Raw genomic sequence first — 22,510 nt, forward strand, 5'->3', positions numbered from 1 at the left:
GTCGGATGCGAGGTGCACCATGGACGCATGAGCCGCCGGCTGCTGTGGGCACTGAGTGCCGTCATGCTCGTCTTCGCGCTGCCGGCGCTCGCCGGCTGCGGCACGCGCCCGGCCTCCGGTGCCCCGACAAACGCGTCGAGTCAGTCGGTGCAGTCCGGTGGCCTGACCCGCACCTTCCACCTCTACCGGCCCGACGGGCTCAGCGGCCCGGCACCGCTGGTCGTCATGCTGCACGGCGGGTACGGCGACGGGGCGCAGGCCGAGCGCGCCTACAACTGGGACGCCGAGGCCGACGCCGGCCGGTTCGTCGTCGCCTATCCCGACGGCATGGATCGCGCCTGGAACGCCGGGACCTGTTGCGGGATACCGAAGAACCGCGACATCGACGACGTCGGGTTCATCACCGCCATGGTCGGTGTGATCGAAGCGCAGCTGCCCATCGATCCGGCCCGGGTCTACGTCGCCGGGATGTCCAACGGCGCGATGATGGCGCTGCGCCTCGCGTGCCAGACGGACCTGTTCGCCGCGGTCGCCCCCGTCGCCGGGACGCTGTTGACCGACTGTTCGCACGCCGCACCGACCTCGGTGCTGCAGATCCACGGGACCGCCGACGACCGCGTCCCGTTCGACGGCGGGCCGGGCAAGGCCCGGACGCTCACCGGTGCGCCCAACGTCGACGGGCCGTCGGTGCCCGCGGTAAACGCGACGTGGCGGGGCATCGACGCGTGCGGTGCTCCGGTGACATCGACTGCCGGCGCCGTGACGACACAGGCCGCCGACTGTCCCGGCGGCCGCACCGTCGAACTCATCAGCATCGCCGGCGCCGGCCATCAGTGGCCCGGCGGCGTCCCGAGCCCGTTGGCGCAACGACTTGGCGACCTGCCGCCGCCGTCGACGGCGCTGAACGCGACCGACGTCATCTGGCGGTTCTTCGACGCGCATCATCGCTGAAACCACGCCGGTGTACGGAATGTCGAATGGGCACACGCAAAATCCCCAGATTGTCCGAGCGTTGAACTGTGTCCCGGCGCACACTAGGGCCGTGACCGCCGACGGTGAGGTGAGATGAGCAGACATTGGCGGGTTGCCCTCGTCCAGGCCAGCCCACTGCAGGGCGACGATCCGGTGGCCGAACTGACTGCGGAGCTCGCGACGATCCGCGCTGAGCACCCGGACACCCAGATGGTGGTGTTCCCCGAGATTCACCTGCTCGGCGCGAGCGACGGCGCCGACCACCCTGCGGCCTATTTCGACGCGGTTGCCGAGCCGCTCACCGGACCGCTCGTGCAGCGGCTCGGCGCCGTGGCCGCCGACGCCGGCGTCTGGCTGGTGCCCGGTTCGATCGCCGAGCGCGGCGACGACGGCCGGGTCTACAACACCGCTCTCGTCTTCGACCCCGACGGTCGTCTGGTCTCGTCGTACCGCAAGGTGTTCCCGTGGCGCCCGCACGAACCGTGGGCATCCGGCGCTGGTTTCACGACCTTCGATGTACCCGGTGTCGGCCGGATGGGCGTCAACATCTGTTATGACAGCTGGTTCCCGGAGGCGACCCGGCAGATCGCGTGGCTCGGCGCGGAGGTCGTGTTCAACATCGTCAAGACGACGTCCGACGACCGCGCGCAGGAACTCGTCCTGGCCCGCGCCAACGCGATTACGAACCAGGTCTACTACCTCAGCGTCAACGCCGCCGGGCCACTCGGGCGCGGGCAGAGCATCTACGTCGGACCCGAGGGTGAGGTACTTGCTGAGGCGGCCCACGCCGAGCCGGAGGTCACGTATCTGACGATCGACCTCGACCGGGTGACGGCGGTGCGGACCCATGGCACCGCCGGGGTCAACCGGGTGTGGGAACAGCTGCACGCCGATGACGACCCCATCGAACTGCCCGTCTACGGCGGCCAGCTCGTGCACCAGCGGTGGCAGCCGCAGACCGTCAACCCCGAAGGACGCTCATGACCGAAACCGCGCAGCAGACCGGCGAGGCCGGCCACCTCAACGCCACCCTCGGCCTGGGTGGCGTGACGCTGTTCGGCCTCGCCTACATGGCGCCGATCATCGTCCTGGGCATCTTCGGCGTGATCGCCGAGGCGTCCGCGGGCGCCAGCGCGGGTTCCTATCTGCTGGCCACCGTGGCCATGCTGTTCACCGCCGCGAGCTACGCGAAGATGTCGGTGCACTATCCGGTCGCGGGCTCGTCGTACACCTACGTCCGCAAGGCGCTGGATTCGCGGCTCGGGTTCCTGGTCGGCTGGACGATCCTGCTCGACTACCTGTTCCTGCCGCTGGTCATCTGGTTGATCGGCGCCGCGTACCTGACCGGTGAATTCCCGTCGGTACCGGCGTGGGTGTGGATCGTGCTCTTCATCGTTCTGACGACCGCGCTGAACATCCTCGGACTCAAGGTGGCCGACAAGGCCAATCTGGTCCTGATGGCCCTGCAGTTCCTGGTGATCGCCCTGTTCGTCGGTTTCGCGGTGGCCCACATGGTCTCTCACCACGGCGCCGGCTCGCTGCTGTCCGGCACACCGTTCAGCGGCACCGGCGGTTTCTCCGCGATCGCCGCGGGCGCGGCCATCGCGGCGTACTCGTTCCTCGGGTTCGACGCCGTTAGCACGCTCACCGAGGACACCAAGAATCCGCAGCGCAACATCCCGCGCGCCATCATGCTCGTCGCGCTCATCGGCGGCGTGGTCTTCGTCGCGGTCGCCTACGTCCTGACGCTCGTCCAGCCTGGCGGCACGTTCACGAATGCCGATTCGCTCGCCGCCGACACCGCCCGGACCATCGGCGGGGCGCTGTTCGCCGCGTTCTTCGTGACCGGTCTGATCATCGGCCAGTTCACCTCGGGCCTGGCCGCGCAGGCCAGCGTGTCCCGGCTGCTGTACGCGATGGGCCGAGACTCGGTGTTGCCCAAGAAGTTCTTCGGCAAGCTGTCGCCCCGGTTCTTCACGCCCGTCTTCAACATCGTGCTGTGCGGGCTGATCGGCCTGGGGGCGGTGTTCCTCAGCGTCGCGACGTCGACGTCGTTCATCAACTTCGGCGCCTTCACCGCCTTCACGCTCGTGAACCTGTCGGTGATCGGCTACTTTGTCCGGCATCGCCACGAGAAGCGACTGAATCCCTTGACGTACGTGGCGATTCCGTTGATCGGCGCGATCGTCGACGTCTACCTGCTCACCCAACTCGGCAGTGCGGCACTGACTCTCGGGGTGATCTGGATGGCGATCGGCGTGGTGTACCTACTGGTCCTCACCCGCGGTCTGCGGGTCCCGCCGCCGGAGCTGTCACTGGCTGAGTAGGCGTGCGCTGTTCCTCTCGAGCGGGGCGCAGTGGACGTCGAACCGCCGCGCGACGGTATCCAGGGTGCGCTGCAGGTGCGGACGCCGACGGCGGTGGGTTGCCAGGAACTGGGCCGTCCCGACGAGCTGACGTGGCATCGGATACCACTTCGCGAAGTCCAGCCCGCAGTCCTGAAAAACCTTGGCGGGCAAAGCATCCGTCAAGAGGCTGAGATTGTGCAGCGCCAGCGTCATCAAGGTGTGGGGGAACACCGCGTTGCACTTGCGCCGCAGGTCGATCATGTCGAGCTCGTAGAGCGGCACCTCGGTGAGTTGGCCGGTGAACATCAGATGGGGCAGGAAGTAGCCCATGAACGTCGTCAGATGCAGTGTCGCCGCCCTGCTGTTCAATGACAGCACCCGGCCGCTGGGCGACGCGTAGGGCTCGTACGGCCCCGAACGCTTCAGCAGGTACCCGGTGCAGTTGACGATCCAGCTGTCCGGATCGATCTCCCGGACGGCGCCGCTGCGCAACTGCAGTTCGGTCCGCCCGTCGCGATCGACGGCATCCACGAAATGGTCCATGACAATGTCGGCCAGACCGGCGGCGATGGCGTCGCGCTCCGCCGTCGACAACAACCCGAGCAGGAAATTGCCGGTCTCGGGCGTCACCCACACCCCGCAGCGTTCCCGCCAGCGGCGGGCCACTTCTTCTTCGTTGGTGCCGTCGAACAGCCGCGTCAGGTCGTCGACCAAGGCATTGAACGTCAGTCCACCCCACCATCGCTTGCCGCCGGTCGGGAACAGGCGGTCGCGGTGCGCGAAGTAGGTTCCCGAACCGGCCAGCAGATTCACCTCGCGTCCGGGGTGACGGGTGATCAGTGCGTACGCGGTGTCCATCGCGGTCTTGCCGCTGCCGATCACCCACACCGGCGCGCCGCTGGCGTCGATGTCACCGCCGCGCATGTCGCAGTAGTTCGGTGACACCGAGTGGACGCTGGTGCTGGACACCGGCAGCGGGTCGTTCGGTTCGACGTCGGCTGCGGTGGCCTTGATCAGATGCTTGGCTTCGATGACCATGCTCCGGCCGTCGTCGGAAGCACATTGGATGCGGACCACGCCGTCGGCCTCGGCATCGGATTGCATTGTCCAGCCGTAATATTCGTCCACCGCGATGCGCCGGCGCAGCACGTCGAGGCAATGGTCGAAGTGCGCCAGCACTTCGTGTTTGGTGGCCAGGTGCGACGGTTCGGCGCCCAGTGTCCACCCGATGTTCCCGACGGTGAAGAACGGGTGTGGCTGGTGCAGGCGCACGTAGTCGTAGGTGTCGACCCACATGCCGCCCGGTCGGTGCCGACGGTCCAGCAGGATCACCCGCTGACCCGGCGACAGGTACTGGGAGGTGGTGAAAAGGGCGTTCAGACCGGCGATTCCGGCCCCGACGATGCAGACGTCGCAGCGCTGGATTCCAGGTCCGGTGGTGTCGTTGCCCATGAGGCCTCCTTGTTCCTTGGAAAAAGGCTCCGGCATCGGGCCCGCCGGTGCAATCAGTCGATTGGCGTATTTCCTTGGCGCACTACAGGGATATGGCGAGCAGCGTGCGCACGAGCTCGGCCTGGCGGTGGGTGCCCGTCTTGTCGAAGATGTGTTGCACGTGGGTTCGGACAGTGCCGGCAGACAGGCACATGCTCTCGGCGATGGGCTTGATGCCGTCGCCCTGTATCAGCCTGATGGCCACTGCCGCTTCGGCCGTCGTCAACCCGTACAGGCGGCGCAGCATCTCGGTGTCCGGTTCCGGGTGTCGCTCGGGATCGAGGATGAGCACCAGCGCCCGCGATTCGGCGAGCGGAGCCGTCACGTGCTGGAACGGCAGCACGTGAATCACGTACGGGCGCAGGCCCGATGGGCGCGGGCACAACAGCGAGGTGCCGCCCCGCACCACCGATCCGGTCTGCCCGAGTGCGGCGTTGATGCCGTGGCGCAGCGCTGCGTCGGCGGGCGGGTGCGCGAACTCGAACGAGCCTTCCCGGATGGTCAATCCGTCGTGCCGGCGGACGATGTTCTCGGCCGCGGTGTTCAGGTATCGCACCGACAACGTGCAGTCCACGACGGCCATCCCGATGCGCGTGACGTTGTCCATCGCCGACGAGATGTTCCGGATTTGATGGGTGGCCGCGCTGAGGTCGTGCTGGATGCGCAATGCGCGCTGGAAGTGGGGGACCAGTGCCTCTGTGAGGTGGACGCGGTCCGGGGTGTCGAACGGGTCGGAACGTTTCTCGGTGGCGACGAGCCAGGTGGCAGGCTGCGGTCCATCGGTCAGGCGGACGAACAGCCCGTCGTCGAGTCGGTGCGGCCGCATCCAGTCCATGAGGAACTCTGCCTTCGGCTGCAGCTCGGCGAGTTCCTGGCAGCTGTGCACATACCCGACTGGCCCGTTCTCGACCGCCTCGAGGAGGTAGTCGATGTGGCGGTAGTACTCGGCGTACTCGGCCAGGGCGTCGGTTGGGATGGTGACGCTCTGGGGTGCGCGGCTCACGCCATCGGCCAAGACGAGGGCAGCCCCACCGGTTGCCTCGAACATGGTGTGGAGTTGGGCCATTGTCGCGGTCCATCGCTCTGGCTGGACCGCGGAATCGTAGATCGAGGAGACTACGCGTGAGAAGTCCTCGACCGTGACCACGGCCGACGCTCCCTGAGATGTGTTGCGGTCACGTCTGGCGCCTTTCGCGACGTGATCCCCCCATAAATGGACAGGTGCTGCGGAAATCGTAATTCAAGACCAATGGTATGTAAAGTGTTGGCTGGGTGAGCGCTGAGAGTGGCTCGGCGGCGCCGAGCGTGCGGACAGATCGCGATTAGCGGGGGATCGCGATCTGTGCGCACTGCGCTTCAGGGCTATTCCCAAGCGACTTCACAGCGCATAATCTCCGGTGTGCCAGAAAACCCACGGCTGGGCGTTACTGTGATGGATGAAGTGCATGGTCATGGCGTTTGTTGGATTTGCCCACTGACTGTCGGCAGATAGGCCGAAAGAATGCCGTCCGAGTTGCTGGGCCGTCCGGCCGAAGCCGAGCTCGTCGGCAGTTTTCTCGGTGGCGCGGAGCCCGGGGCGTTGCTGGTCGACGGTGAAGCCGGGATCGGCAAGACAACGGTGCTGCTGTCGGCGGTCGACCGGGCCCGCGAACTGGGATTCACCGTGTTGTTCGCCCGCGCCGCGGACACCGAATCAGCCCTTGCGTACGCGGCGCTCGCAGATCTGCTCGCCGATATCGAACCGGCGACACTGGACTTCTTGCCGGTTCCGCAGCGCCGCGCTCTCGATCGCATTCTGCTTCGCGCCGCCGACGACGGTGCCGGCACCGATCCGCGGGCCGTGGCGGCCGCCTTGCTCGCGGTCATCATGCGGCTGGCCGAACGCGCGCCGGTTCTGCTCGCGCTCGATGACGCCCAGTGGCTCGACACCTCGAGCATCCATGCGATCGCGTTCGTCGCGCGCCGGCTCAGTGGGCCCGTCAAGGTGATCGGCACCGTCCGGACGGCCGTCGGCGCGGACCCGGCACTGTGGCTACAACTGCGCCGGCCCGAGGCGCTGCAACGGATTCGGTTGGGGCCGTTGAGCATCGGTGCCTTGCACGCGGTGCTGTCACATCGGCTGCGGCGCTCGTTCTCCCGGCCGACGATGCTGCGGATCCACGAAGTGTCCGGCGGAAATCCGTTCTATGCCATCGAATTCGCCCGTGGCCCCGCCGAAAACCTGCAGTCCGGCGCGCTGCCGCCGTCCTTGACCGAGTTGGTGCGGCAGCGGGTCGACGGGCTCGAGCCCGACGTGCGTGAGGCGCTCCTGGCGGTCTCGTGCCTGGGCACCCCGACCGCGGAACTGGTCGGGCGGGCGATCGGAGTCGACGCCGACGACGTCTTCGCCAGGCTTGCCGATGCCGAGGCCCGCGGCATCATTGCAGTGGACGGCGCCCGTGTCCGGTTCAGTCATCCGCTGCTGGCGCACGGGGTCTACCGTGCCGCGTCCCCCGCCGCGAGACGTGAAATGCACTGTCGTCTGGCGACTCTCGTCGACCACGCCGAGCTGAAGGCCAGGCATCTGGCGCTGTCCGGCGCACCCGGCGACGCCGAGATGCTGAGCGCGCTGGACGTGGCCGCGGTCGCTGCGCATCGCCGAGGTGCCCCGGCCGCGGCCGCGGAATTCGTCGAGCTGGCGGTCGATCTCGGTGGCGACACCCTGCAGCGGCGAATGATGTTGGGAGCCTTGCACTTCAGTGCCGGTGATGCCGACCGGGCGCGCAGCGTTCTCGGTGACGTCATTGCGTCGGGGCCGCCCGGAGATGTCCGTGCCAGGGCCCTGTTCCTGCTGGGGTTGTTCACGCTGCAGGACGGCAGCACGCGGCACGCCGTGGACCTGTTCCGCGAGGCACTCCACGCCATCGCGAACGATCAGGTGTTGCGCGTCGAAACCTTGGTGCCACTGGCCTTCGCCGAACTCAATCTCGGCCGCGTCGAGCGTGCCGCCGAGTGGGCCACGGAAGCGGTGGCCGCCGCTGATCGGCTGGATGTGTCGCCACTGCGCAGCATCGCGCTGGCCATGAAGGTCCTGGTGGGCTTCCTGTCCGGGCACGGTGTCGATGATGCGGCGATGAGTCGGGTGCTGGAACTGTCGGACCCGGAGTCGGCGCGCGCTTCGCTGATGAATCCCGAGGTGCTGCGGGCCCAGCTGCTGGCCGGGTCCGGCCGGCTCGGTGCTGCCGGCGACCAGCTCTCGGCCATCCGGCGCGAGTACCTCGACCGTGGCGAGGAAGGCCGACTGACATTCGTCGACTTCCACCGTGGTCTCAACGCGATCTGGCAGGGCCGTTTCGCCCAGGCGGCACAGATTGCCGACGAGGCGACGCAACGTGCCCACGAACTCGACCGCGACATACCTCACGCTGTGGGGCTCATGTTGCGGGCAGCAGTGGCCGCGCACACGGGCAAAGAGCATCGGGCTCGAAATGACGCCCTGGCGGCGCTGGACCTCGCCCTGGGTTGTGATTCCGCGTTGGTCGCTGTGTGGCCGCGGACCACACTGGGCTTCTTGGAGGTCTCGCTGGGCAATTACGACAACGCGGTGGCCACGCTCCAACCTCTGCTGCCATCGGTGCCGGCCATGCCACAGGCCACGGAAATCTATGTCACGCCGTTCCTGCCGGACGCCGTCGAGGCATTGATCCAAGTGGGGCGGCGCCGCGAAGCCGGGCCGTTGATCGACGCGCTGGAGAGCAACGGGCGAAGGCTGGACCGGCCGTGGATGCTGGCCTGCGGTGGACGTTGTCGGGCGTTGTTCCTGGCCGACGAGGGTGATCTGGCAGGCGCGAGCGAGACGGTTCGGCGTGCGCTCGTCGAGCATGACCGGTTGCCGATGCCGTTCGAGCGGGCGCGGACCTTGCTGGTCCTGGGACAGCTGCAGCGTCGTCAGCGGCATCGGGCCGCGGCGCTGGAGACCCTCCAGCAGGCTGCCGCGGACTTCGAGAAGCTCGGTGCCACATTATGGGTCGAACAGGCCCGTCGAGCCGCCGGTCGCATCGATCCGCGGGCGCACCCCGATGAAGTGCTGACGGCGTCCGAACACGAAGTTGCCGAGTTGGTGGCGTCGGGGATGAGCAACCGTGAGGTCGGCGCGGCATTGTTCGTGAGCGCGAAGACGGTGGAGGTCCACCTGTCGCGGATCTACCGGAAACTGGGTATCCGGTCGCGGGCAGAGCTGGGCTGGCGCATTGCTCGGCCGCAGGAATAGACCCGCTGACGAAGAGTTAGGGAGAACCCTTATATCGCTCGCGCGGTCCATGTCATACGTTGCGTTCATGCTTCCGGTGGAGCCGTGCTACCTCGTCGAGTGGTACCACCCGAGTTTCATCGGGCCGATGCTTGCTGAAGCGGCCGCGACGCTTGCTGCGGCAGCCCTGTCGCTGTCCACCACCGAGGCATCGGTACGCGTCGCAACCGTGATTTCGGTGCCCAACGACGAGGTGGCTTTCGGGATTTTCGTGGCCGACTCCGCCGACATCGTCACCCGGACATGTGACCGGGCCGGGTTTCCCGCGCAGCGTCTCAGTGTGGCGAAAGACATCGAGTTTCCGGGCTGACGCATAGTTTCCGTAGGGGTATCCCCAAGGAATTTCACAGCGCATAATCGCGGTGTGCTGGGAAATCGCCTGGACGAGCCGCGAGTGATCGGCGAGTTCCTGGCCTCGTCACGGTGGCCCGCCGCCTTGCTTCTGGAGGGTGAGGCCGGCATCGGGAAGACGACGCTGTGGTTGTCGGTGATCGATCAGGCACGCACCTCGGGCGTCCGGGTGTTGTCAGCGCGTACGGCTGCGGCCGAGTCGGTGTTGGCCTACGCCGCGCTTGCCGATCTGTTGGGCGCCGTCGAGACCGCAGTGTTGACGGATTTGCCTGCCCCGCAGCGGATCGCGATGGACCGGGTGTTGTTGCGCGGGGCGGGTGACGATGATGAGGCGACGGATCCGCGGGCGGTGGCGGCCGGCTTCCTGTCGGTGATCGAGCGGCTGGCTGATGAGTCGCCGGTGATCATCGCGATCGACGATCTGCAATGGCTGGACACCTCGAGCCGGCAGGTGGTGGCTTTCGCCGCGCGGCGACTGGTGGGCCGGGTCGCCGTGGTCGGTACGGTCCGCACCGAACCTCTACGCGGTGCCCCGGTGTCGTGGCTGCAGCTGCCGAGAGCGGACGCGATCACCCGGATCCAGTTGTCGCCCTTGAGCCTTGGGAAATTGCACGGTCTGCTCGCCGAGCGGCTGGGGCTGAGTCTGCCCCGGCCCACCATGGTCCGGATTCACGAGATTTCCGGTGGCAACCCGTTCTATGCGCTCGAACTGGCCCGCACGATCGGTACTCCGACGTCGACAGGCGAGATGTCATGGCCGGGCTCGCTCGCCGAGTTGGTCCAGGACAGGATCGGCAGCGTCGGCGCTGACGCGCGCGAGGCGTTGTTGGTGGTGGCGTGTGCTGCCACCCCGTCGGTGGAACTTGTTGCCCGCGTGACGGATTTGCCGGCGGACGGCGTCGTGGCGCTGTTGGAGGACGCCGAGGCCAATGGGATCGTCGGGATCGAGGGGCAGCGAATTCGCTTCACGCACCCACTGTTGGCGGCCGGGGTCTATGCTGCCGCGACCCCGGCGCAACGGCGTGCGACGCATCGCCGGCTGGCTGCGGCCATCGACGATCCGGAGCTGCACGCCCGTCATCTCGCGCTCTCGGTCACGCGGGGCGATCCGCACACGCTGGAGGCCCTGGACATCGCCGCGGAGAGAGCGCTCATCCGGGGTGCCCCGGCCGCCGCGGCCGAATTGCTCGATCTGGCAGCCGGACTCGGCGGCGACACCCCCGAGCGCCGGATCCGCCAGGCGAGCCACCACTACAACGCCGGCGACGCCGACCGCGCCCGAGCGCTGCTCAATCGGACGGTGGGAGAAGCTGTCCCGGGACCGGTTCGGGCGCAAGCATTCAGCTTGCTCGGCGCCATCGAGATCGTTGATCGAAGTCACAGCGGGGCAGCTCGACTGCTCGAGTGTGCTCTCGATGAGGCCGCAGCCGATCTGGCGGCGCGGGTGCAGATCTTGGTGCCGATGTCGTTTGCGCTCTACAACATCGACCAGCACGCGCTCGCGGCACGCCGAATCGACGAAGCCACCGATTGTGCAACCCGGCTCGGGCAGCCCGGGTTGCTGAGTCAGGCGCTGAGCATGCGGACCTTGGTGCGATTCTGGCTGGGCGAGGGCGTCGACGAGGAAAGTCTGCAGCGGGCAATCGATTTGGACGACGGAGACGCGGCCACGTCGGCATTCTTCCTGCCCCGCATGCACAGGGCCACCTTGTGGTCGTGCACCGGGAAACTCGATGCGGCACGCGCCGAGTTCCGCGCCATCAGGCAGCAGTGCATCGACGGCGGAGTGGAGACCGACCAGAACTTTGTCGCGATCAACGCCGTCCACAACGAGATCTGGCGCGGGGACCTTGCCGCCGCCACGCTGCTGGCAGACGACGCCATGGAACGCGCCGTGCATCTCGGCGGCTTCCACCACACCGCGGCCCTGGTCATGCGCGCGCGGTGCGCCGCGTATGCGGGGAGGGAGGACACCGCGCGTGACGCGGTCCGCGACGTCCTTGCCACCGTGCCCCTGTCCGAGTGCTTCATCTTGACCGGATGGGCGATCATGGCCCTCGGCTTCCTGGACCTCTCGCTGGGCAACTACGACGCCGCGCTGGCCGCGCTCGAGCCGTTGTTGTCGACCTTCGCGCAGCGGCCCGAGGCGACGGAGATTTACGTCGCCGAGTGGGTGCCTGATGCGGTGGAGGCGTTGGTGGGGTTGGGTCGATTGGCTGAGGCCGAGTCGTTGGTGGTGGCTTTGGAGGCCAATGGCCGGCGGTTGGGCCGTGGGTGGATGTTGGCGGTCGGTGGGCGGTGCCGGGCTCTGGTGTTGGGTGCGCTGGGCCGTGTGGATGAGGCGGTTGCGGTCGCTGAGTGTGCGTTGGTCGAGCATGACGGGTTGTCGATGCCGTTTGAGCGGGCGCGCACGGTGTTGGTGTTGGGGCAGTTGCAGCGTCGTCAGCGTCGGCGGGCGGTGGCGGTGGTGACGTTGCAGGAGGCGTTGGCGGCGTTCGAGGGGTTGGGTACGCCGTTGTGGGCGGAGCAGGCGCGGCGTGCGTTGGGTCGGATCGATGAGCGGTCTGATCGGGGTGCGGTGCTGACGGCTTCGGAGCGTCGGATTGCCGAGTTGGTGGCGTCGGGGATGAGTAATCGTGAGGTGGCGGCGAAGTTGTTCGTCAGTGCCAAGACGGTGGAGGTGCACTTGTCCCGGATTTACCGGAAGTTGGGGATCCGGTCGCGGGCCGAACTCGGTTGGCGCATCACGCGGCCCGAACCGACGTCCTGACGGCGGCTCAGGCCGCGGCTGGGCTGGGCTCGGTCTTGGGGGTGTCCTTCGCTGCGGCCGTGGCACCCGTCTTCGGCCCGGTCTTCGGGGCATCTTTCGGGGTGTCGGCGTCCGCGGTGGGCGCGTTCTTCTTTTTCTTCGGCTTGGTGACCTTCACCGGCGGTGCGTCGGGATCGGTCTTCGGCTTCGTCGACTTGGCCGGTGGCGTGTCCGGATCTGCTTGGGGCTTGGTCGATTTCGTCTCTGGCTCGGTGGCGTCGGCCGACTTCTGATCGGTGTCGGTGGCCGGCGTCGCGGCGGGCGATTGCGCCGGCTGGCTCTTGGCGTCGGCCTTCGGGTCCGCCTTGACGTCGGTCTTCGGGTCGGTCTTCACGTCGGTCTTGGTGTCGGTGTCGTCGACCTTCGTGCCCGCCGCGGGCTTGTCCTCGACCGTCGCCGCCACGGGCGCCAGAGTCGCGGTCTTCTTGGCGGAGACATCCAGAGTGGTCACCGGGGGAGTGACCGCTGGTGTCGCCGCCAGGGGCGGCAGGTGCAGTTCGGCCCGGATGTCGTCGACGAAGTTGTTGGCGCCTTCCTGCAGGGCACCGGGTATCGCGTTCAGCGTCTCGACGATCTTCGACAGCGGCGTGAACAACGAGAACGGTGTCTTCTTGGCCGGATTCAGGTTGTCGCGGTCGGTGTAGCCCATGTCGACCAGCACCCGCAGCAGCGGCTCGACAGCGTCCAGCAGCGGTTTGACCAACGGTGTCAATCCGATGGCTCCGGCGCCGATGCGCAGCGGCACCAGCAGCGGCAGATCGGGAGTCCTGATGAACACGTAGGTGTCCGTGCCGCCGGCGCCGTTGTCGGGCACGACGGTGATGATGGCGGGCGTGGTGCCGGGGATGTACGAGTCGTAGTACGCATCGGGGTGTGCGTACATCACGCCGAGCAGGCTGTTGGCCAACGAGAGTGGATTGAAATAGGCCGGGAAGTCGGCGTACGGGTCGTACTCACGCGTATAGAACGTGGTGTCGTAGGGCGACGGTGCGGACGGGCCCTGATTGTTGACGATGAAGGGCACATTCATGCCGGGGAACCGCTCGAAGATGCCGCCGTTGCCGGCGAACGGCGAGCCGATCATCACGAACGACAATTGCGATGGCGCGGGGCCGGTGCCATTGGCCAGCAGCCGACGTTTGGCCCACTCGGCGCCCAGACTGCCTTCCGAATAGCCGGCGACGATCAGCTGCTCGCCAGGCCGGGACGTGATGGCGTCGTACACCTTCGGCCCGGAGACCGTCGTGCTCGGCGACAGCTGGATCGACGCCGGGTAGTTGATGGGCAGGTAGGCGTAGCCGGGCGGCACGACGGTGTGGTTGAGCTTGGCCGGGATGTTGGCCGACGTCGGATCGCCCCGGCCACCGATGCCGATCACGGTGTTCATCAGGCCGACGACGAAGCTCGACGTGATGTTGGTGGCCGGACTCACGAGCAGTGCACAGCACAGCGCCAGCAACAGGAATACGCGCGGCACACCGCGGACGGCGGGACTTCTGGTTGGCCACTTCTGCACTGACATCGGCGTTCCCCCGGCTAGGCGTGAACCGGACGGTACTCCCGCGACCAGGCCTTTAGGCGGGAATTTGCAACTTCTCCTGCAACGCAGAACGGGTGGTGTTCCGGCAATCCGGAACACCACCCGTGTCTGTCGTGAGTACCTGCTAGGGGCAGGTCACCTCGATCTCGAAGGGCTTCTTGGTGGGCTCCATCGGGTTGGCCATGTCGACGCCGGTGGCGGTGCCGCTGACCTTGTAGGTCTTGCCGTCCTTGGTGGCCTTGGCCTCGCCGCCGGGGACACCGTCGGTGTAGCCCAGCGTCACGCCGTTGACCGCGCCCAGGCCGACGGTCTTGACGACGGGCGGGTCGGCGTCGGTCAGGGTGACGCCCAGGCCGCCCGAGGCGTTGCCGATGGCGATGACCACGTTGCCGGCCGCCGTGGTGCAGCCGATCTGGCCCTGAACGTCCTGGGCCTTGCCGTCGATGCTGACCTTTGCGGTGCCGGAGCCTGCGGTGGAGTTACCCGCAGCCGACGACGCCGAGGCCGACGCGGTGGCCGACGAGCCGGACGACTTCTTGTCGTCCTTGGAACAGCCGGTCAGGCCGGCGGCCAGAACCGCGGCACCAGCGACCGCGACAACCAAACCACGCTTCATAACTTGTGCTCCTAATTAGTGCGAACCGTCCGGACGGCGGGTCATCCAGTGCATTATGGGGTTCGCCAACGGGCCTTTCACCAAATTCACAGAAAATCCCTGTAACCGTCCTGACCTGTTTGTTTCCGCGTAGTTAGCCGGCATTCGGGTGTCGGGTCGGGGAATTGATTGAATACACCGGTGAGTCAGCAGTTCTTCGAAGTCACCGCGCAGCTGCCGGAACGGCGTGGCCGGGCCGGGGTGATCCACACGCCGCACGGTGACATCCAGACCCCGGCGTTCATCGCCGTCGGTACCGCGGCGACGGTCAAGGGCGTTCTGCCGGAGACCATGAAATCACTTGGGGCGCAGGCGCTTCTGTCCAATGCCTACCACCTGTACCTGCAGCCGGGGCCTGATGTGGTGGACGAGGCGGGCGGGCTCGGTGCTTTCATGAACTGGCCCGGGCCGACGTTCACCGACAGCGGCGGCTTTCAGGTGATGTCGCTCGGGGTGGGCTTCAAGAAGGTACTGGCCATGGACACGGCCCGGTTGCAGGCCGACGACATCATCGCCGAGGGAAAAGAGCGGCTGGCCCACGTCGACGAGGACGGGGTGACGTTCCGCTCGCACCTCAACGGTGACAAGCATCGGTTCACGCCCGAGGTGTCGATCGGCATTCAGCATCAGCTGGGCGCCGACATCATCTTCGCCTTCGACGAGTTGACGACCCTGGTGAACACCCGTGCCTATCAAGAACGTTCGGTGGAACGGACCCACCGGTGGGCGGTGCGGTGCCTGGCCGAACACCGCCGCCTCAGCATCGAACGCGCGGGCAAGCCGGCGCAGGCGCTGTTCGGGGTGGTGCAGGGCGCGCAGTACGAGGACCTGCGCCGGCAGGCCACCAAGGGGCTCGTCGGCATCGTCGACGAGGACGGGCACGGCTTCGACGGCTACGGCATCGGTGGCGCCCTCGAGAAACAGAACCTGGCGACCATCGTCGGCTGGGTCACCGACGAACTGCCCGCCGACAAACCACGGCATCTGCTCGGCATCAGTGAGCCCGATGATCTGTTCGCCGCCATCGAAGCCGGCGCCGACACCTTCGACTGTGTGTCGCCGTCGCGGGTCGCCCGCAACGCCGCGATGTACTCGGCGACCGGTCGCTTCAACATCACCAACGCCCGGTTCAAGCGCGACTTCAATCCCATTGACGCCGAATGCGATTGCTACACGTGCGCCAACTACACCCGGGCGTATCTGCATCATCTGTTCAAGGCCAAGGAGATTCTGGCGTCCACGCTGGGCACCATCCACAACGAGCGCTTCATCATCCGGCTCGTCGACCAGATCCGCGCTGCGATCATCGCCGGTGAGTTCGACGAGCTGCGGGACCACGTGCTGGGGCGCTATTACGGGTCCCGATAGCTGGCCACCTGCGACGATCCCGGGCTGTGCACAATTGGCGGTATGACTGGTGCACCTGGAGTGATCGACCCGCAAACGCTGCTTCTCGGGTTGATGGATCCGGGCAACCGGGCTGACCCGTACCCGCTGTACGAACGATTCCTCGAGGCCGGGCCGCTGGCGCTGCCCGACGCGAACCTGGTCGTGTTTCCCGGTTTCGCCGAGTGTGACGAGGTGCTGCGGCACCCGGCATCGGCCAACGACCGGTTGAAGTCGACGGTGACGCAGAAGCAGATCGCCGCAGGGCAGCGGCCGGCCCGCCCGTTCGGTGAGCCGGGCTTCCTGTTCCTCGATCCGCCGGATCACACCCGGCTGCGCGGGTTGGCGCAGAAGGCGTTCGCGCCCAAGGTGATCAAGGCCCTCGAGGCCGACATCGTGACCATGGTCGACGGGCTGCTCGACGGCGTGACGGGCACGATGGATGTGGTGGCCGACCTGGCCTATCCGCTGCCGGTGGCGGTGATCTGCCGGCTGCTCGGTGTGCCGATGGCGGACGAGCCGCTGTTCAGCCGGGCGTCGGCGCTGCTGGCAGGTGGGCTGGACCCCTTCGTGGCAGCGGGTGACGAGCCGGCGGAGGACAACACGGACCTCATGGAGGCCGGTCTGTGGCTGCGCGGGTATCTGCGGGAGCTCATCGAGGAGCGGCGCAGCTCGCCGGGGGAGGACCTGATCTCCGCGCTGATCGCCGCTGAGGAGGACGGCGACCAACTCACTTCCGAAGAGATCGTGGCGACCTGCAATCTGCTGCTGATCGCGGGGCACGAGACGACAGTGAACCTGATCGCCAACGCCGCGCTGGCGATGCTGCGCAACCCGCGGCACTGGGCGGCGCTGGCAGCCGATCCGTCGCGAGCGTCCACGATCGTCGAGGAGACGTTGAGGTTCGATCCGCCGGTGCAACTGACCAGCCGCGTCGCCGTCGAGGACATCGAGATCGGTGGCGTGGCGGTGCCCAAGGGCGACATCATGATGCTGCTTCTGGCTGCCGCACAACGGGATCCGCGCATGTACGACCGGCCCGGCGAATTCGACCCGGACCGCGGCGTGATCAAGCACCTGGCCTTCGGCAAGGGCCCGCACTTCTGTCTCGGCGCGCCGCTGGCCCGGTTGGAGGCGTCTGTGGCGCTGTCGGCGCTGGCGGCACGATTCCCCGACGCGCAGTTGGCGGGTGAATCGGTTTACAAGCCCAACCTGACGCTGCGGGGCCTGGCGACCCTGCCGGTCACCGTCTGATCCCGGCCATTACCCTCGCGAACATGCCTTCAGTTCTCGTCACCGGTGCCGGCCGCGGTATCGGGCTGGCCATCACCCAGCACCTCGCCGCCACCGGGTGGGATGTCATCGCCGGAGTCCGCACCAAGGCCGACGCCGCCGCGGTCGTGGCGCTGGCACCGCAACGGATTTCGGCGGTGATCCTCGATGTCACCTCCGACGAGGATGTCGCGGCGCTGTCGGCGGCGTTGCCGGACCGGCTGGACGCCGTGGTGAACAACGCCGGCATCGTGGTCGCCGGTCCCGTCGAGACGCTGACCCCCGCGGACTGGCGGAAGCAGTTGGACGTCAACGTGGTCGGTCAGTTCGCCGTGACGGCGGCGGTGCTGCCCAAGTTGCGGGAGTCCCGAGGCCGCGTGGTGTTCATCTCCAGCGTCAACGGCCAGCTGTCGACACCGATGGTGGGTGCCTACGCGGCGTCCAAGTTCGCACTGGAGGCCGGTGCCGAAGCGCTGCGCATCGAGATGCGGCCGTGGGGTGTTCCGGTCGTGGTCGTGGAGCCCGCTCAGACCGATACGGACATGTGGCGCAAGGCCGACGACATGGTCGCCGAACTGGAGTCGGGAGTCTCGCCCGCGCATCACGCGCTGTACAGCCGGCATATCGCCGGCTTCAAGAAGACGGTGCCGCTGTCGCAGAAGATGGCCGTCGACCCGGCGAAAGTCGTTGCGGTGGTGGAGGAAGCGCTCACCGCCCGGCGGCCCAGGCCGCGGTACATCGTCGGGCTGGGACCCAAGTTGCAGGCCGCGCTCATGACGAACATCCCGGCATCGGTACGCGGGTTCTTGCTGGCCCAGGTCTTCGGAGTGCCGCGGCGGGTGTAGGCCCGGGCCGAAACTGAGCTCATGTGTCACATCCGCTTCGATATTGGCACACAAGCTCATTCTCGGCGGGTAGCCGTGAAGATCCACGGCTCGCGTGGCAGCCTGGCCGGGTCGAACTGCGCCAGCATGCCGTCGAGCGTCGTTGCGGTGTAGCCCAGCGACGTCGCGATCTGTGCCAACGCCGCCTCCGTGCCGATCTCCGAAACCGTCACCGCGCCATCGCGTTTGGCCAGCCGCTTGCCCTCGGCGTTGAGAACCAACGGAACGTGCGCGTAGACGGGCTGCGAATAGCCCAGCAGTGCAGCCAGATACGCCTGTCGCGGCGATGACGGCAGCAGGTCGTCGCCGCGGACCACCTGGTCGATGCCCTGGGCGGCGTCGTCCACCACGACGGCCAGGTTGTAGGCCGGGACGTTGTCGCCGCGGCGCAGCACGAAGTCGTCGACGACGCCGGTGTAGGTGCCGTGCAGCAGGTCGGTGACGGTGTATTCGTGTGTGTCCGAACGTAATCGGATGGCCGGCGGTCGTCCGGCCGCGCGGCGCTGGGCACGCTCGTCGTCGCTGAGGTTGCGGCAGGTGCCCGGGTACGCGCCTTCGGGCGCATGCGGAGCGCGCGGCGCCTGCAGGATGTCCTTTCTGCTGCAGAAACATTCGAACGTCAGGCCGCGCGCGGTGAGGTCATCGACGACGGCGAGATACCGGCCCTCATGGGTGGCCTGGTATTCGGGCGGCTCGTCCCACGTCAGTCCGACGGCCGCCAGGTCGTCCAATTGCCGCTGCGCCACATCGGGGAAGGTGCGGTCGTCCAGATCCTCGACTCGGACGAGGAACCGCCGGCCCGTCGACCGCGCGAACAACCACGCCAGCACCGCGGTCCGCACGTTGCCGATGTGCAGATCGGCAGACGGGCTCGGCGCGAACCGGCCGGCGGGGGATTGGGACACGACCGCAATCTAACGCGCCGCGCGATGAGATTGCCCACCCGCGCCGGTCTACGTGAGTATGGAGAGTGTGGACTTACCCGTGCAGCCACCGATAGACCCGATGCTGGCCAAGGCCGCCGTGAAGGTGCCGGACGAGGCCGGGCTGTGGTCCTACGAGCCGAAATGGGACGGGTTCCGCGCCCTGGTGTTCCGCGACGGCGACGAAGTGGTGCTCCAGTCGCGCAACGGAAAAGAGCTGGGAAGGTACTTCCCGGAGTTGCTTGCGGCGCTGCGGGACGAGATCGCGCCGCGCTGTGTGCTCGACGGCGAGGTGGTGGTGCCGCGTGAGATCAACGGCCGCATCCGGCTCGATTGGGAATCGCTGAGCCAGCGCATCCATCCCGCGGCCAGCCGGGTGCGGATGCTCGCGGAACAGACGCCGGCGCACTTCATCGGCTTCGACGCACTGGCCGACGGCGACCGCAGTCTGCTGGCCGAGCCGTTCCGCGTCCGCCGCACCGCCTTGCAGGACCTGGTGAGTGAGAAGCAGTGGTGTCACGTCACGCGGACCACCGAGGATCCCGAACTGGGCGCGCACTGGCTGACGACGTTCGAGGGCGCGGGACTGGACGGCGTGATCGCCAAGCGTCTCGACGGCGCCTACCTGCCGGGCAAGCGGGAGATGATCAAGGTCAAGCACGCCCGCGACGCCGATTGCGTGGCCATCGGCTATCGCATCCACAAGAGTGGTGAGGGCATCGGTTCCATCCTGCTCGGGCTCTACACCGACGGTGGCGATCTCCATATGGTCGGTGGCGCAGCGTCTTTCACCGTCAAGGACCGCATCGCGCTGCTGGCGGAACTCGAGCCGCTGCGCACCGGTGACGCGCAAGACGGTGAACCGAGCCGCTGGAATTCGGCCGCCGACAAGACCTGGATTCCGATTCGTCCGGAGCGGGTATGCGAGGTGGCATACGACCAGATGGAGGGAAACAGCGTGCATGGCAGACGGTTCCGGCACACGGTGAAGTTCCGGCGCTGGCGCCCGGACCGGGATCCGGAGAGCTGTACCTTCGACCAGCTCGACGTGCCGCTCAACTATGACCTCTATGACGTCCTGGAGAACTCGTGATGGCAAGCACCGCAGAAGAACTCGACGTCGACGGCGTCGGCGTCCGGTTCACCAACCCGGACAAGGTGTACTTCCCGCAGCTCGGGAGCAAGGGCACCAAGCGCACCATGGTCGACTACTACCTGGCGGTCGCCGACCGGATGGTGGCACTGCTGCGGGACCGGCCCACTCATCTGCAACGCTTCCCGGACGGCATCGAAGGTGAGGAGATCTACCAGAAGCGGGTGCCGGTGAAGCATCCTGACTATCTGAAGACCTGCACGGTGACCTTCCCCTCGGGCCGCACCGCCGATGCGCTCAAGGTCACGCATCCGTCGGCCATCATCTGGGCCGCGCAGATGGGCACCATCACGCTGCACCCGTGGCAGGTGCGCTGTCCGGACGTCGAACACCCCGACGAGCTGCGCATCGACCTCGATCCGCAGCCGGGGACCGGGTTCAAAGAAGCCCGGGAGATCGCGACCGGGGTGCTCAAACCGATCCTCGACGAACTCGGCCTGACCGGTTATCCGAAGACGTCGGGCGGCCGCGGCGTCCACGTCTTCGTCCGGATCAAGCCGGAGTGGGACTTCATCGCCGTGCGGCGGGCCGGCATCGCGCTGGCCCGCGAAGTGGAGCGGCGCGCGCCCGATGCGGTGACGACGTCGTGGTGGAAGGAAGAGCGCGGCGAGCGGCTGTTCATCGACTACAACCAGAATGCCCGGGACCGGACCTTCGCCTCGGCGTACTCGGTGCGCAAGACACCGATCGCGACGGTGTCGACGCCACTGTCGTGGGCGGAGCTCGCCGATGCCGACCCCGACGACTACACCATGGCCACCGTGCCGAAACTGCTTGCGCAGCGCGATGATCCGTGGGCCGATATCGACGACGTGGCGCATTCCCTGGAGCCGTTGCTCGACATGATGCAGGCCGACGAGGACCGGGGACTGGGTGATCTGCCGTATCCGCCGAACTATCCCAAGATGCCTGGCGAACCCAAGCGGGTGCAGCCGAGCAAGGACCGGGACCTCAAGGACTCCTAGGACCGCGTGATCACGGGGAACACGTGTGCGCCGCGCCCTGCGGGCTGGGCAGTGCCTGGAGATCATCGGTGCCGCAGCCGAGCGCCGTTGCCGAGACCAGCAGTGCCAGCGCGGCGAGGTACCGGAGGGGCTTTCCATGCCACGAACGGGTATTCACCTGGTGTCCTGATGAGTCGCTGACGCCAGGTGAAATATTTTGCTGGTTTCGCACGATGCCACCTCCTCAGTATGAATATCGCCTAGTTACTGGCAACCTACCGGTAGGCACCGTTTGGTAGCCAGAAATCGCCGAACAAGTTCGCTGAGATCGTACATTGGCGCATATTGACGATCGCGGCGGCTCCGGGCCGATCCACTGGGTAGATTGCTGCCCATGACTGGAAGTTGGGGCACCGTGTTGACCGGGCTCGTTCCGCTCGGACTGGTGGTGGCGCTGTCGCCCATCACCGTCATCCCGGCGGTGTTGGTCCTGCAGGCGCCGCGACCCCGGCCGACGGGACTGGCTTTCCTCGCCGGCTGGGCCGTCGGCCTGGCAGTGGTGACGGCCGTCTGCGTCCAGGCCTCACACCTGCTCGGTGGCGCGCACCACGGCCACAAGTCGCCGCCCGAGTGGGCGTCGTGGCTGCGGGTGGTGCTGGGCGCCGCGCTCATCGTCTTCGGTATCTATCGCTGGTTCACCCGGCACGACAGCACCGATTCGCCGGGCTGGATGAAGAAGATCGCGACCCTCACCCCGGCCCGCGCGGCGGCGATGGGTGGGGCGCTGGTCGCGGTGCGCCCTGACGTCGTATTGATCTGTGTGCCAGCCGGATTGGCGATCGGCACCGCGGGGCTCGGCCTCGAGGGTGACTGGCTGGCCGCGGCCTTCTTCGTGATCGTCGCCGCGTCGACAGTGGCGATCCCGACGGTGGCCTATGCCATCGCCGGCGCCCGGCTCGACGACACGATGCGGCGGCTCAAAGATTGGATGGAGAAGAACAACGCCGCACTGATGGCGGTGGTGATGGTCGTCATCGGCGCGATGGTGCTGCACAACGGCGCACGTGCGCTCGGGTGGCTCTAGGGCAGCCCGGGGCGACAGCTGTTCCTGACCGGAAAACTCCGGTAGAGACGCCGTCGCGCGGATGCCCAGGTCACAGACCTGCGCATCCGCGCGACAGTGTGAAAAGAATTGTGGCTGGTGCGAAGCGGTCCGCACCAGCCGACTGAGCTTTCGGGCTCAGTTAGACCGCGGTGACTCCGGTCGCAGCCGGGCCCTTGCTGCCCTGACCGACCTCGAACTCGACCCGCTGGCCCTCGTCGAGGGTGCGGAAACCGTTGCTCTTGATCTCCGAGTAATGGACGAACAGATCCTTGGAGCCGTCGTCGGGAGTGATGAAGCCGAAGCCCTTCTCACTGTTGAACCATTTCACAGTTCCCTGTGGCATATACCAACTTCTCTCATGTAGAGCAGGACGTTAGGAAGAAAACGTC

At 67.1% G+C, this 22,510-nt stretch carries 19 protein-coding genes; 12 read left to right on the forward strand and 7 right to left on the reverse strand.

All coding sequences use genetic code 11. From position 1 onward, the window contains the following. The first annotated feature begins 27 nt into the window (after positions 1-27). The 3 genes from ACJH6H_RS00460 to ACJH6H_RS00470 all read left to right on the forward strand — a co-directional run bounded on the left by ACJH6H_RS00460 (position 28) and on the right by ACJH6H_RS00470 (position 3,299). Positions 28-951 (forward strand): PHB depolymerase family esterase, encoded by a 924-nt coding sequence (locus tag ACJH6H_RS00460; protein ID WP_346415879.1) that lies wholly within the window; start codon positions 28-30, stop codon positions 949-951. 114 nt (positions 952-1,065) lie between these two features. Continuing rightward, positions 1,066-1,956, forward strand: a complete 891-nt coding sequence (locus tag ACJH6H_RS00465; protein WP_346415878.1) for a carbon-nitrogen hydrolase family protein — start codon at positions 1,066-1,068, stop codon at positions 1,954-1,956. Further along, positions 1,953-3,299 (forward strand): APC family permease, encoded by a 1,347-nt coding sequence (locus ACJH6H_RS00470; protein ID WP_346415877.1) that lies wholly within the window; start codon positions 1,953-1,955, stop codon positions 3,297-3,299. Before ACJH6H_RS00465 ends, ACJH6H_RS00470 begins: the two co-directional genes overlap by 4 nt. On the opposite strand, the gene ACJH6H_RS00475 is transcribed toward ACJH6H_RS00470, so the two are convergent. Together ACJH6H_RS00475 and ACJH6H_RS00480 are read right to left on the reverse strand one after the other, a co-directional pair. Next, on the reverse strand, positions 3,285-4,772 hold the full coding sequence (locus ACJH6H_RS00475) for an FAD-dependent oxidoreductase (RefSeq protein ID WP_212807415.1): 1,488 nt from the start codon (positions 4,770-4,772) through the stop codon (positions 3,285-3,287). The genes ACJH6H_RS00470 and ACJH6H_RS00475 overlap by 15 nt on opposite strands. A gap of 82 nt (positions 4,773-4,854) precedes the next feature. Next, on the reverse strand, positions 4,855-5,877 hold the full coding sequence (locus ACJH6H_RS00480) for a helix-turn-helix transcriptional regulator (RefSeq protein WP_346415876.1): 1,023 nt from the start codon (positions 5,875-5,877) through the stop codon (positions 4,855-4,857). Between the two features lie 435 nt (positions 5,878-6,312). Between ACJH6H_RS00480 and ACJH6H_RS00485 the strand changes: the two genes are divergently transcribed. The 3 genes from ACJH6H_RS00485 to ACJH6H_RS00495 all read left to right on the forward strand — a co-directional run bounded on the left by ACJH6H_RS00485 (position 6,313) and on the right by ACJH6H_RS00495 (position 12,220). Then, complete coding sequence (locus tag ACJH6H_RS00485) at positions 6,313-9,060, forward strand: AAA family ATPase (RefSeq protein WP_346415875.1); 2,748 nt, start codon at positions 6,313-6,315, stop codon at positions 9,058-9,060. Positions 9,061-9,127: 67 nt separating this feature from the next. After that, positions 9,128-9,409: a hypothetical protein gene (locus ACJH6H_RS00490; RefSeq protein WP_212807413.1), complete on the forward strand. Its 282-nt coding sequence runs from the start codon at positions 9,128-9,130 to the stop codon at positions 9,407-9,409. Positions 9,410-9,463: 54 nt separating this feature from the next. Further along, positions 9,464-12,220, forward strand: coding sequence for a LuxR C-terminal-related transcriptional regulator (locus ACJH6H_RS00495; protein WP_346415874.1), 2,757 nt, complete (start codon positions 9,464-9,466; stop codon positions 12,218-12,220). 7 nt (positions 12,221-12,227) lie between these two features. Here the strand turns inward: ACJH6H_RS00495 and ACJH6H_RS00500 are convergent, their stop codons facing one another. Further along, positions 12,228-13,781, reverse strand: a complete 1,554-nt coding sequence (locus tag ACJH6H_RS00500; RefSeq protein WP_406774016.1) for a PE-PPE domain-containing protein — start codon at positions 13,779-13,781, stop codon at positions 12,228-12,230. A 142-nt stretch (positions 13,782-13,923) separates the two neighbouring features. Further along, positions 13,924-14,415, reverse strand: a complete 492-nt coding sequence (locus ACJH6H_RS00505) for a lipoprotein LpqH (protein ID WP_212807411.1) — start codon at positions 14,413-14,415, stop codon at positions 13,924-13,926. A gap of 180 nt (positions 14,416-14,595) precedes the next feature. On the opposite strand from ACJH6H_RS00505, the gene tgt reads away from it, so the two are divergent. From tgt to ACJH6H_RS00520, 3 genes are read left to right on the forward strand one after another with little or no spacing between them, the layout of a single operon-like run. Continuing rightward, on the forward strand, positions 14,596-15,822 hold the full coding sequence (tgt, locus tag ACJH6H_RS00510; RefSeq protein WP_212807410.1) for a tRNA guanosine(34) transglycosylase Tgt: 1,227 nt from the start codon (positions 14,596-14,598) through the stop codon (positions 15,820-15,822). 42 nt (positions 15,823-15,864) lie between these two features. Further along, complete coding sequence (locus ACJH6H_RS00515) at positions 15,865-17,094, forward strand: cytochrome P450 (protein WP_212807409.1); 1,230 nt, start codon at positions 15,865-15,867, stop codon at positions 17,092-17,094. A 23-nt stretch (positions 17,095-17,117) separates the two neighbouring features. Further along, complete coding sequence (locus ACJH6H_RS00520) at positions 17,118-17,957, forward strand: SDR family NAD(P)-dependent oxidoreductase (protein WP_212807408.1); 840 nt, start codon at positions 17,118-17,120, stop codon at positions 17,955-17,957. Between the two features lie 56 nt (positions 17,958-18,013). Here the strand turns inward: ACJH6H_RS00520 and gluQRS are convergent, their stop codons facing one another. Further along, positions 18,014-18,901 carry a tRNA glutamyl-Q(34) synthetase GluQRS gene (gluQRS, locus tag ACJH6H_RS00525; protein WP_346415868.1) on the reverse strand — a complete coding sequence of 296 codons (888 nt, stop codon included), beginning with the start codon at positions 18,899-18,901 and terminating at the stop codon, positions 18,014-18,016. A gap of 58 nt (positions 18,902-18,959) precedes the next feature. On the opposite strand from gluQRS, the gene ACJH6H_RS00530 reads away from it, so the two are divergent. After that, positions 18,960-20,012: an ATP-dependent DNA ligase gene (locus tag ACJH6H_RS00530; RefSeq protein ID WP_406774127.1), complete on the forward strand. Its 1,053-nt coding sequence runs from the start codon at positions 18,960-18,962 to the stop codon at positions 20,010-20,012. Further along, complete coding sequence (ligD, locus tag ACJH6H_RS00535) at positions 20,012-21,037, forward strand: non-homologous end-joining DNA ligase (RefSeq protein WP_064859843.1); 1,026 nt, start codon at positions 20,012-20,014, stop codon at positions 21,035-21,037. Before ACJH6H_RS00530 ends, ligD begins: the two co-directional genes overlap by 1 nt. A gap of 10 nt (positions 21,038-21,047) precedes the next feature. Here ligD and ACJH6H_RS00540 read toward each other — a convergent pair whose 3' ends face one another. Further along, on the reverse strand, positions 21,048-21,194 hold the full coding sequence (locus ACJH6H_RS00540; RefSeq protein WP_165605559.1) for a hypothetical protein: 147 nt from the start codon (positions 21,192-21,194) through the stop codon (positions 21,048-21,050). Between the two features lie 216 nt (positions 21,195-21,410). On the opposite strand from ACJH6H_RS00540, the gene ACJH6H_RS00545 reads away from it, so the two are divergent. Then, a complete protein-coding gene (locus ACJH6H_RS00545) occupies positions 21,411-22,100 on the forward strand; it encodes a GAP family protein (RefSeq protein WP_135355629.1) in 690 nt (229 codons plus the stop codon). Positions 22,101-22,260: 160 nt separating this feature from the next. Here ACJH6H_RS00545 and ACJH6H_RS00550 read toward each other — a convergent pair whose 3' ends face one another. Then, positions 22,261-22,464: a cold-shock protein gene (locus ACJH6H_RS00550; RefSeq protein WP_043402873.1), complete on the reverse strand. Its 204-nt coding sequence runs from the start codon at positions 22,462-22,464 to the stop codon at positions 22,261-22,263. Positions 22,465-22,510 lie beyond the last annotated feature (46 nt).

Origin of the sequence: Mycobacterium sp. SMC-21 (assembly GCF_045310825.1) — a bacterium.
GTDB lineage: Bacteria > Actinomycetota > Actinomycetes > Mycobacteriales > Mycobacteriaceae > Mycobacterium.